This window comes from Kitasatospora sp. NPDC088783 (genome assembly GCF_044750705.1).
Lineage (GTDB): Bacteria > Actinomycetota > Actinomycetes > Streptomycetales > Streptomycetaceae > Kitasatospora > Kitasatospora fiedleri.
Map to the genome: position 1 here is coordinate 401,335 of NZ_JBIVKJ010000008.1, position 6,537 is coordinate 407,871.

General features: G+C 74.8%; 6 protein-coding genes and 1 pseudogene. All 7 read right to left on the reverse strand.

Annotation, left to right across the window (positions count from 1 at the left end):
* Positions 1–1,287, reverse strand: coding sequence for an acetyl-CoA carboxylase biotin carboxylase subunit family protein (locus ACIP60_RS24105; protein ID WP_400687559.1), 1,287 nt, complete (start codon positions 1,285–1,287; stop codon positions 1–3).
* Positions 1,284–2,333, reverse strand: a complete 1,050-nt coding sequence (locus ACIP60_RS24110) for a hypothetical protein (RefSeq protein WP_400687561.1) — start codon at positions 2,331–2,333, stop codon at positions 1,284–1,286. Before ACIP60_RS24110 ends, ACIP60_RS24105 begins: the two co-directional genes overlap by 4 nt.
* A 52-nt stretch (positions 2,334–2,385) precedes the next feature.
* Positions 2,386–3,243 (reverse strand): TauD/TfdA family dioxygenase, encoded by an 858-nt coding sequence (locus ACIP60_RS24115; RefSeq protein WP_400687563.1) that lies wholly within the window; start codon positions 3,241–3,243, stop codon positions 2,386–2,388.
* Between the two features lie 25 nt (positions 3,244–3,268).
* Positions 3,269–3,664 (reverse strand): hypothetical protein, encoded by a 396-nt coding sequence (locus ACIP60_RS24120; RefSeq protein ID WP_400687564.1) that lies wholly within the window; start codon positions 3,662–3,664, stop codon positions 3,269–3,271.
* A complete protein-coding gene (locus tag ACIP60_RS24125) occupies positions 3,661–4,992 on the reverse strand; it encodes a cation:proton antiporter (RefSeq protein WP_400687566.1) in 1,332 nt (443 codons plus the stop codon). The genes ACIP60_RS24120 and ACIP60_RS24125 overlap by 4 nt, the downstream gene beginning before the upstream one ends.
* Complete coding sequence (locus tag ACIP60_RS24130; RefSeq protein ID WP_400687568.1) at positions 4,985–6,271, reverse strand: sulfate adenylyltransferase subunit 1; 1,287 nt, start codon at positions 6,269–6,271, stop codon at positions 4,985–4,987. Before ACIP60_RS24130 ends, ACIP60_RS24125 begins: the two co-directional genes overlap by 8 nt.
* 2 nt (positions 6,272–6,273) lie before the next feature.
* Positions 6,274–6,537, reverse strand: a pseudogene (locus ACIP60_RS24135) (sulfate adenylyltransferase small subunit); the annotation flags it as partial.

Below are 6,537 nucleotides of genomic sequence, written 5' to 3' on the forward strand. Positions count from 1 at the left end.
TCAGCCGAGCGGGGCGTACTCGGTCCGGTGGGCGGCCAGCACCCGTTCGGCGAGCTCGGCGCAGTGCGCCGGGTCCTCGCCGGCCAGCAGGAACGTCAGGACGCCGTACGGGCGGTCCGGGTGCAGTTCGGCGCCGGGGGCGAAGCGGGTCTTGCAGAACACCAGCTCCGGGAAGGCCGCCAGCAGCTCCTCGCGCGGGGTCTGCCGGACCAGGGTGACCGCCTCGGCGGGCGGCGGCACCGAGCGGTACAGCGCGTGGCGGACGGCCCGGTAGTCGCCCTCGGCCGGGCGGCCGAGCGCCAGCCGGACGACGTCGGCCGCGATGTCGGTGTCAGCGCAGGCCCGCAGCAGGTGGCCGATCGGGCCGCCGAGCCGGGCGTTCAGCTCGATGCAGGCGGGCCCGTCCGGGGTGAGCTTGAGCTCCAGGTGGGTGGCGCCCCAGCGGATGCCCATCGCCGCGATGACCCGCCCGGCGTGCTCCAGCACCTGGCGGCGGCGCTCCTCGGGCAGCGAGGTGGGCATCAGGTGGCCGGTCTCCACGAACGCGTCGAGCGGGAGCTTGTCGGTGATCGCGACGTGCCGGACCCGGCCGTCCTCGACCAGCGACTCGACGCTGACGTAGTCGCCGAACCCGGGCCGCCCGTACCAGTCGTCGCCGACCAGCAGCTGCTCCAGGACGAACCGCGGCTCCGGGTCGAACAGCGGGGAGGTGCGGTAGGCGTCCAGGGCGGCGCGCAGCCGCTCCCGCAGCTCGGCCTCGTCGTGGACCTTGGCGACCAGGAAGCTGGCCGCGCCGTGCACCGGTTTGAGCACCGCGGGGAAGCCCACCTCGGCGGCGGCTTCCGCGAGGTCGGCCTCGCCGGTGACCTCCCGGAAGCGGATCTTCTCGACGCCGGCCTCCCGCAGCCGGCGGCGCTGCGCCAGCTTGGACTGCGCGGTGCGGACCGCCTCCGGCGGGTTGCCGGGCAGGCCCAGGCGCCGCTGGGCCTCGGCCTGGGCCACGATCAGCGGCTCGCCGAAGGTGGCGACGCCGTGCACCGGGCGGCGGGCGTGCAGCTCCGCCAGCAGGTCGGGGACGGCCAGGTGGTCGGCGACGGTCAGCCACTCGCCGGTGCAGCCGGCGCTCCAGGCCGTGCGCAGCGCCTGCGCCGCGGCGGCGGACGGGCCGCCCTGGTACCAGACCACGCTGATCTCGGAGGTCACCCGCCGGGCGGAGGCCAGCGCGGCGTCCGGGGAGATGCCGCCGGCGCCCAGCAGCAGCACCAGGTGCGGGTCGGGGGCGTTCACCGGGTGCCGGCCGGGACGGCGCGGGCGGGCAGCGCGGACAGCAGCAGGCCGGTGACCAGGCGGTCCAGGTCCCCCTCGTCGTGCGGGTCGACCAGCTGGACGCCCATGCCCTTGCCGACCCGTTCCCGGGCGGCCATCACGTTGCGGTGCGGGACGCCGTGCACCGGCGGGATGGTGATGCCGTTGCGGGTCAGCCAGGTGTCCGCGCCGAGCGAGGCCATGGTGTCGGAGGGCACCAGGACCAGCGCCCGGGCCGCGGCGACCAGGCCGGGGTCGCGCAGGATGTCCGGGATGCCGGCGCCCCACAGGTCGCCGCCGAGTTCGGCGACGACGATCTCGGCGCCCTCCCCGGTGAGCCGGGCCGCCAGGTGCCGGGCCGCGCCGACCACGGTGTCCGCGGTGTGGCCGTAGGTGGTGGCCAGGCCCGCGTCCACGAAGTCGGCGGCGCAGTGGGCGCCCGCGTCGGCGAGGGTCAGCAGGTCGCGGAGCCGGCCGGTGCCGGCCAGCTTGGTGACGCCCACCCGCACCCCGTACCGGGCGGCCAGGTGGTGCACCAGCGCCGCGGCGAAGGTGGTCTTGCCGACCTCGGCGGCGGTGCCGCCGACGAACACCACCGGGGTGGCCGGGGCCTCGGCCGCGGCCTGCCGGCGCAGGCTCAGCACCCGCCCGTCCGGGCCGGCGGCGAGGCCGGTCAGCTCCAGCGCGGTGGCCGTGCCCAGCGAGGACGGGGAGGAGGCCGCGATGCCGACCACCCCGCCCACCGCCAGCAGGTCGGCGGGGGTGCCGGCCTTGACGGCCAGGCCGTCCTCGGGCAGGCCGCCGTAGATCGACGTGGTGGAGTGGCGGTCGCCCAGCACGCCGACGACCTCGTCGCCGACCCGGATCCGGACGTCCCGGCCGTGGACGTTCTCGACCCGCGGGTAGGCGCCGACCCGGACCACCCGGGCGATCACCAGGTCCCCGGCGCGGCCGGTGCCCTCGACGGCCGTCAGCCGCTCCGGCAGCTCCTGCGCACCACGGGTGCAGCTCGTGATTACCGTGCTCATGTCTCTTTCCAGGATGGTGAGTTGGCGGGAAGTGGACCGAACCTGGTTCGGATCACTGGATGTTGACGCTCCAGATGGTGCGCGGATTGACCTCGGTCCGGCCGTCGGCGGCGGTCCGCGCCGCCACCACGTGCTGCCGGCCGTGCCCGTGGCGGTCGTTGTCGATGATCACGACGTCGCCCGCGCGCATCAGGTAGACCTGCTGGAGGACCGGGTCGTTGGCGGCGGCGTGGAAGCGCTCGACCGCCTCGAACCAGCGCTCGCCGCCCTCGATCTCCCCGGCGGCCTTGCGCAGCCGGCCGAGGTCCTGCGGCAGCCGGGCCGCGCAGTCGTCCGCCACCGGGGTGTAGCGGGGGGTGCCGGGCAGGTAGAGGAAGGGCAGCTCGGAGGGTGCCTCGTCGAGGTGCGAGGCGGGGAAGCTCATCGCGAGGCCGGTGAGCTGCCGCAGGTCCTCGGCCCAGTGCTCGGGGTGGCGCTCGCGCAGCGCGGCCAGCACGTCGCCCCAGCGCACCAGCAGGGACTCCCCGTTGCGGCCGGGCTCGAAGCCCTGCCAGCCCGGGTCGGCCATCAGCATGGCCAGGTACAGCGGGCGGCGCCGGGCGAAGGAGCGGCCCGAGTGCATGGGCAGCGAGCCGGCCTTCTCCTGGACCCGCTCGACCCCCTCGGCCTGCGGCGCCCGGCAGCGGACCACGTTGATCGCCTCGTGCAGCGCGTACGCGGCCTTGGTCGAGCCGGCCGCGTAGTTGGGGCACAGCTCGCCGAGCCGGGACAGCAGGGCGGTGTAGCGGTCCACCTCGATCGGGAAGTTGCGGAGGTAGGCGAGCCGGTGCGCGGCGACCGAGGCGAGGGTGGCGGCCTCGATCTCCTCGGCGGAGCGGCTGGAACAGTCGATGGCGAATTCTTCGAACACGGGTGCTGGCTCCTGGGACGGGGGGTCAGGTGCGGCGGACCAGGTGGTGCGCGCCGAGCAGGGCGAGCAGGGCGTCGGCCGTCGGCGCGGGGCCGGGCCCGGGGGCCGGGGCGAGGAAGGCGGTGCCGGACAGCCGGTGGCGCTCGCGCACCTCGGCCAGCCCGGACGGCTCGGGGCCGGCGCCGGCCACCACCGCCAGGACCCCGTTGCGGGCGAGGATCTCGGCCACCATCCCGGTGCGCCGGACGGCCCCGGCCGGGTCCTCCCCCGGCAGCGGCGGGAACGCCGGGAGGAACTCGGCCCGGCGGTGGTGCTCGGTGCGCAGCAGCTCGGCGAGCTCCGCCCCGGCGCCGTGCTCCCGGGCGTCCGCCAGCCAGAGGGTCGCGCCCGGCAGGCAGGTGCAGACGGGGGCCGGCCTCATGCCGCACCCGCCCGGACCGCGACCGGCTCCCCGGCCACCGGCCGGTCCGTCGCCAACTGCCCCCGGGAGACCGCCCGTTCGAGCCAGCCGCCGGCCATCAGCGAGGTGACGACCGCGGTCAGCACCAGGGTGGTGAACAGCGTCGCATTGATGATGTCCGCGTCGTACGCCAGCGTGGCCAGGACGATGCCCGGGCCGCCCCGGGCGTTCATCGCCACTGCCAGGTTGGCCGAGCGCACCGGCGGACAGCCCGACCAGCGGGCCCCCGCGTACACGCTGCCCGCCTTCACCACGCAGGCGAAGGCGATGAACAGCACGGTGAGCAGCGGGTCGAAGGAGTGCACCAGGTCGAGCTTCAAGCCCACCACGGCGAAGTACACCGGGATGAAGAAGTTCGCGGCGAAGGTGTGCACCGCCCGCGCGGGTTCCTCCCCCGCGTCCCCCGCGCCCCGCACCGCCCCGCCCCAGCCGGCCACCAGGCCGACCAGGAAGGCGCCGTACATCGGGGTGATCCCGGCGAACAGGCAGCCCGCGGACGCCGCCAGCACCGCCGACAGCTGGACGGCCACCCCGCCCGCCCGGCGGCCCGCGGCGGCCGTCCGGCGGCGCACCGCCACCCCGACCGCCGCCATCAGCGCGAACAGCACCAGCGGCGCCAGCGCGTGGTAGGCCAGCGCGGCCGGGCCGTCGCCGACCCCGAGCAGCACCGCCGCCCCGAAGCTGTCGTGCCGCCCGTCGTTCACCATGCCGAGCGCCACCGAGATCACCACGTTGAGCGCGATGTCCTCCAGGACCGCCACCGAGAGCACCACCCGGGCGAAGTCGGTGCCGAGGATGCCCAGGTCGAGCATGATCCGGGAGATCACCGGGATGCTGGTGATCGCCACCGCGCAGGCCAGCACCAGGGTCAGCGCCGCCCGGTCCCCCGCCGGGCCGACCACCCGTCGCAGGTCGAGGAACGGCGCGAGCCCCAGCCCGAAGGCGAACGGCACCACCATCCCGACCACGGCCACCAGGCCCACCGTCCGGCCGTCGCGCCGGGAGAACACCGCCCGCATCTGCGCCCCGGCCAGGAACATCAGCAGCAGCGTGCCGAGTTGGTAGACCAGCGCCAGCCCGGACGCCGCCGGACCGGTCCGCGGGAACAGCCAGCCCTGGGCGTGCGGGGCCAGCAGGCCGAACAGCGAGGGCCCGAACAACAGACCCCCGACGATCTCACCGATCACCGGGGGTTGGCGGAAGCGGGCGAACACCCTGCCCAGCAGGTGCGCCGACATCAGCAGCAGCACCAGTCCGGCCAGCAGCCGGAACAGATCGACGTCAGGCATGGCGGGTCCATTCCTCCGCGGTCGAACCGGCCATGCCGGCGGTGAGGGTGGTGCCGTCGGCCGGGTCGATCAGGATGAACGAGCCGGTGCGGCGGTTGGTGGTGTAGTCGTCGAGGGCCAGGGGTTCGGCGGTGCGCAGCACCACGTGGCCGATGTCGTTGACGTGCAGTCCGTCGGTGGCGGGGCGCTGGTGGAGGGTGTCGATGTCGATGCGGTAGCCGATGTCCTTGACGAGGGCGCGGACGGTGCGGGTGGTGTGCTTGAGCAGCACCTTCGCGCCGACGTGCAGCGGACGCTCGTTCAGGTGGCAGACGGTGGCCTCGACGTCCTTGGTGGGGACGGGCAGCGGTCCGGCCGCGATCAGGTCGCCGCGGGAGATGTCGAGGTCGTCGGCGAGGCGGACGGTCACGGACTGGGGGGCCCAGGCGGTCTCGGTGGACGTGCCGAGCGCGTCGATGGCGGTGATGGTGGTGGTGTGGCCGGAGGGCTGGACCGTCACCGGGTCGCCGACGCGTAGGACGCCGGAGGCGAGTTGGCCCGCGTAGCCGCGGTAGTCGTGGAACTCCTCGCTCTGGGGGCGGATGACGTACTGGACGGGGAAGCGGGCGGGTTCGGCGCCCGGGTCGGTGCCGACCGGGACGGTCTCCAGGTGCTCCAGCAGGGTGGGGCCGGCGTACCAGTCCATGTGGGCGGAGGGCTCGACCACGTTGTCCCCGGCCAGCGCCGAGATCGGCACCGCCACGACGTCCTTGACCCCGAGCGAGGCCGCGTACGCGGTGAACTCCTCGGCGATGGCGGCGAACACCGGCTCGGCGTAGTCGACCAGGTCCATCTTGTTGACGGCCAGGACGAGGTGGGGGACGCGCAGCAGGGCGGCGACGGCGGCGTGGCGGCGGGTCTGCTCGACCACGCCGTTGCGGGCGTCGACGAGGACGACGGCGAGTTCGGCGGTGGAGGCGCCGGTGACCATGTTGCGGGTGTACTGCACGTGGCCGGGGGTGTCGGCGAGGATGAACCGGCGGCGGGCGGTGGCGAAGTAGCGGTAGGCGACGTCGATGGTGATGCCCTGTTCGCGTTCGGCGCGCAGGCCGTCGGTGAGCAGGGCGAGGTCGGGGGCCTCCTGGCCGCGGCGGCGGGAGGCGTGCTCGACGGCCTCCAGCTGGTCGGCGAGGACGGACTTGGAATCGTGCAGGAGGCGGCCCACCAGCGTGGACTTGCCGTCGTCCACGCTCCCGGCGGTGGCGAAGCGCAGCAGCGAGGCGGCGGTCTGTGTCGTCATGGTTAGAAGTACCCCTCGCGCTTGCGGTCCTCCATGGCGGCTTCGGACATCTTGTCGTCGGCGCGGGTGGCCCCTCGTTCGGTGAGGCGGGAGGCGGCGATCTCGGTGATGACGGCCTCGATGGTGTCGGCGTCGGAGTCGACCGCGCCGGTGCAGGACATGTCGCCGACCGTGCGGTAGCGCACCAGGCGGGTCTCGACCGGCTCGTTGTCCTTGGGGCCGCCCCACTGGCCGGCGGTCAGCCACATGCCGTCGCGCCGGAACAC

Coding starts and splice junctions, on each gene's coding strand:
- ACIP60_RS24110 (WP_400687561.1), bottom strand. CDS start 2,333: ATGAGCACGGTAATCACGAGCTGCACCCGTGGTGCGCAGGAGCTGCCG.
- ACIP60_RS24130 (WP_400687568.1), bottom strand. CDS start 6,271: ATGACGACACAGACCGCCGCCTCGCTGCTGCGCTTCGCCACCGCCGGG.
- ACIP60_RS24125 (WP_400687566.1), bottom strand. CDS start 4,992: ATGCCTGACGTCGATCTGTTCCGGCTGCTGGCCGGACTGGTGCTGCTG.
- ACIP60_RS24120 (WP_400687564.1), bottom strand. CDS start 3,664: ATGAGGCCGGCCCCCGTCTGCACCTGCCTGCCGGGCGCGACCCTCTGG.